Source organism: Pseudomonadota bacterium, assembly GCA_039028155.1.
Taxonomy (GTDB): domain Bacteria; phylum Pseudomonadota; class Alphaproteobacteria; order SP197; family SP197; genus JANQGO01.
Genome location: JBCCIS010000117.1, coordinates 1 through 2448, shown reverse-complemented (window position 1 = coordinate 2448; position 2448 = coordinate 1). Strand labels below are relative to the sequence as shown.

At 60.9% G+C, this 2448-nt stretch carries 3 protein-coding genes; 2 read left to right on the top strand and 1 reads right to left on the bottom strand.

Annotated elements, in window-relative coordinates; translation table 11 throughout:
- Nucleotides 1-333 (bottom strand): LysR family transcriptional regulator (locus AAF563_25570; GenBank protein MEM7124671.1); only part of this gene is annotated, 333 nt, incomplete at its 3' end.
- 147 nt (nucleotides 334-480) lie between these two features.
- Here AAF563_25570 and AAF563_25565 point away from each other — a divergent pair.
- Nucleotides 481-1572, top strand: coding sequence for a hypothetical protein (locus AAF563_25565; GenBank protein MEM7124670.1), 1092 nt, complete (start codon nucleotides 481-483; stop codon nucleotides 1570-1572).
- Between the two features lie 84 nt (nucleotides 1573-1656).
- Nucleotides 1657-2448 (top strand): tripartite tricarboxylate transporter permease (locus AAF563_25560; GenBank protein ID MEM7124669.1); only part of this gene is annotated, 792 nt, incomplete at its 3' end.

Below are 2448 nucleotides of genomic sequence, written 5' to 3'. Positions count from 1 at the left end.
GATCTCCGGCAACAGCGTATCGGCAACCGTCATGTTGGTTGAGATCGCGACCGTCCCGGTACGCACCTGAATCAGGTCCCTGATGTCGCTGAGCGACTGATTGAATTCATCGACGATGCGCATCGCTTCGGGGAGGAATTCCTCGCCGACAGTGGAGACTGAGACACGCCGAGTCGTCCGGTCAAGCAACCGCGCGCCGAGTGCGTCCTCCAGCTTCTTGATCCGCCGGGAAAGGGCAGACTGCGTGATGTTCAACTCATCGGACGCTCGCGCGAATCCACCGAATTCGGCAATCGTTACAAAGGCTTGCAGGTCGTCGAGTTTGATGTGCATGACCGCTAGATTAGTGTGAAAATATCACTAATCAATGATTTCTTTGAGTTTGTCTCAGTTATCAATCGATGAGACCATGGGCGGCACGGGAATCTGTTGGCTGGCACACAAAAGTGTCGAGCTGAAACAATGGGAGGGAAAAACACCATGAAACTCACCAGACGCCTGACGATGGGTCTTCTTGCCGCGACAATGCTGGCCCCGGCCATGACACACGCGCAGGACTTCTCGCTTGAGGGCGAAACCGTCACCTGGGTCGTTCCCTTCCGCGAGGGTGGTGGCACGGATCGTTTGACCCGGATCTTGGCGGCAAGCCTTGCCGAACAGCTTCCAGGACAACCCAATGTGATCGTGCTTAATCAGCCGGGCGGCGGGTCGGTCACGGCTGCGAATGCCTTTCATACCGATGGTGCGCCCGACGGCACGACCCTGTTCATGGCGTCCACCTCGACCTTTCTGCCCGTGATGTTGGGGGCCGACGTTGCCGAGTATGACCCCAACGAATGGACTGCTATTGCGGGATTCCCGCGCGGTGCGACCTTGTTCGGACTGACCGATCAGATTGGGGCGGCCGGCGGCGGCGCGGACGCTGCGACCGATCTTGCCGGCATGCGCGATGCGAGCATCCGGTTCGGTCTGGAAACCCCGATCTCCGCCGAGATGCTGGATCTCGTTGCCATGGAGTTGCTCGACGTCGATGCAAGAGTGATCTTCGGCCTAAGTTCCAGCGACGCGGAAGCGGCTTTCCTGCGCGGTGAGATGAACATGAACACCGACAACACGCTGTCCTTCATCAACGACTTCCAGGAAAACCCGGACGTCGTGGCGATGTGGAGCTACGGTGTGATTGACGAAAATGGCGTCCTGCAGCGCGATCCCGACCTGCCGGACCTGCCGACCTTCGAGGAGTTTTATGAGGCAGCCACGGGCGAGGCGCCAAGCGGCCTGGGCTACGACCTGCTGCGCAATCTGATGTACGGCAAGGTGATGATCTCCAAGGCCGTCATGCTGCCGGCGGGAACGCCGGACCATATCCGCCAGGCCTACATCGACGCGGTGCGCGAAGTCGTGGCCGACCCTGAGGTTCGCGCGGCGCTTGACCGTGAAGTTGGGCAGATGCCCGTGAACTTTGGCGATGAGACAACGAGCGCCATCGCCGGCGGCACCCAGATGGACCCTGCCGTGCGTGAATGGGCGAACGCCTTCTTGCAAGAGAACTACGACTCGTCGCTCGATTGATCGTTCGCGGCCGCCTAATGGTGTCTGACCTGGCACCGTTAGGCGGCGCCCGACTCCTGTTCTAGTCTTCGCGCAGGCGCCGCCATGCTCGACGCAGCACTCTTAGCTCTGGCTGAAATCTCCAACCCATCGACGCTGCTTGCCTTGGTGACCGGGGTTGTTGTCGGCCTTGTCGTCGGCGTGCTGCCGGGACTTGGCGGTACCGCCGGCCTCGCACTGCTGCTGCCCTTTGTCTTTGGTATGGAGCCAACGACCGCGTTGGCGATGATGATCGGGCTGACGGCAGTCACCACCACCTCGGACACGTTCACTTCCGTTCTAATGGGCATACCCGGGACATCGGGATCTCAGGCCACGGTGATGGACGGCTTCCCGATGGCCAAGAATGGCGAAGGGACCCGCGCGCTTTCAGCGGCGTTCATTTCCTCGCTGTTCGGCGGATTGTTCGGGGCGCTTGTCCTGTCATTCGCGGTCTTTGCCGCCAGACCGATCATCCTGTCGATCGGCTTTGGCGAACAGTTCATGCTGGTGGTGCTGGCGCTTTCGATGGTCGGCATCTTGACCGGCATCAACATCTGGAAGGGGCTCGCGGCCTGCGCGCTGGGCCTCATGCTTGGGGCTCTGGGCGCGGCACCCTTATCGGGCGTGCAGCGGGCGACCTTCGGCACCGACTATTTGCTGGACCCGCTGCCGCTTGTCATCGTCGGTCTTGCGATGTTCGCAACGCCCGAGATCATCGACCTCCTGCGCCGCCAAACCACGATTTCCGAATCCGGCAAACTGGGTCCCGGCTGGCTTCAGGGTGCACGCGATTGGATCAACAATTGGTGGCTGTCCCTGCGCTGCGCCTTTATCGGCTGCATCGTCGGCGCGTTG

Bases quoted from the DNA above. Each gene is read 5' to 3' on its own strand.
- AAF563_25565 (MEM7124670.1), top strand. From the start codon at position 481: ATGAAACTCACCAGACGCCTGACGATGGGTCTTCTTGCCGCGACAATG.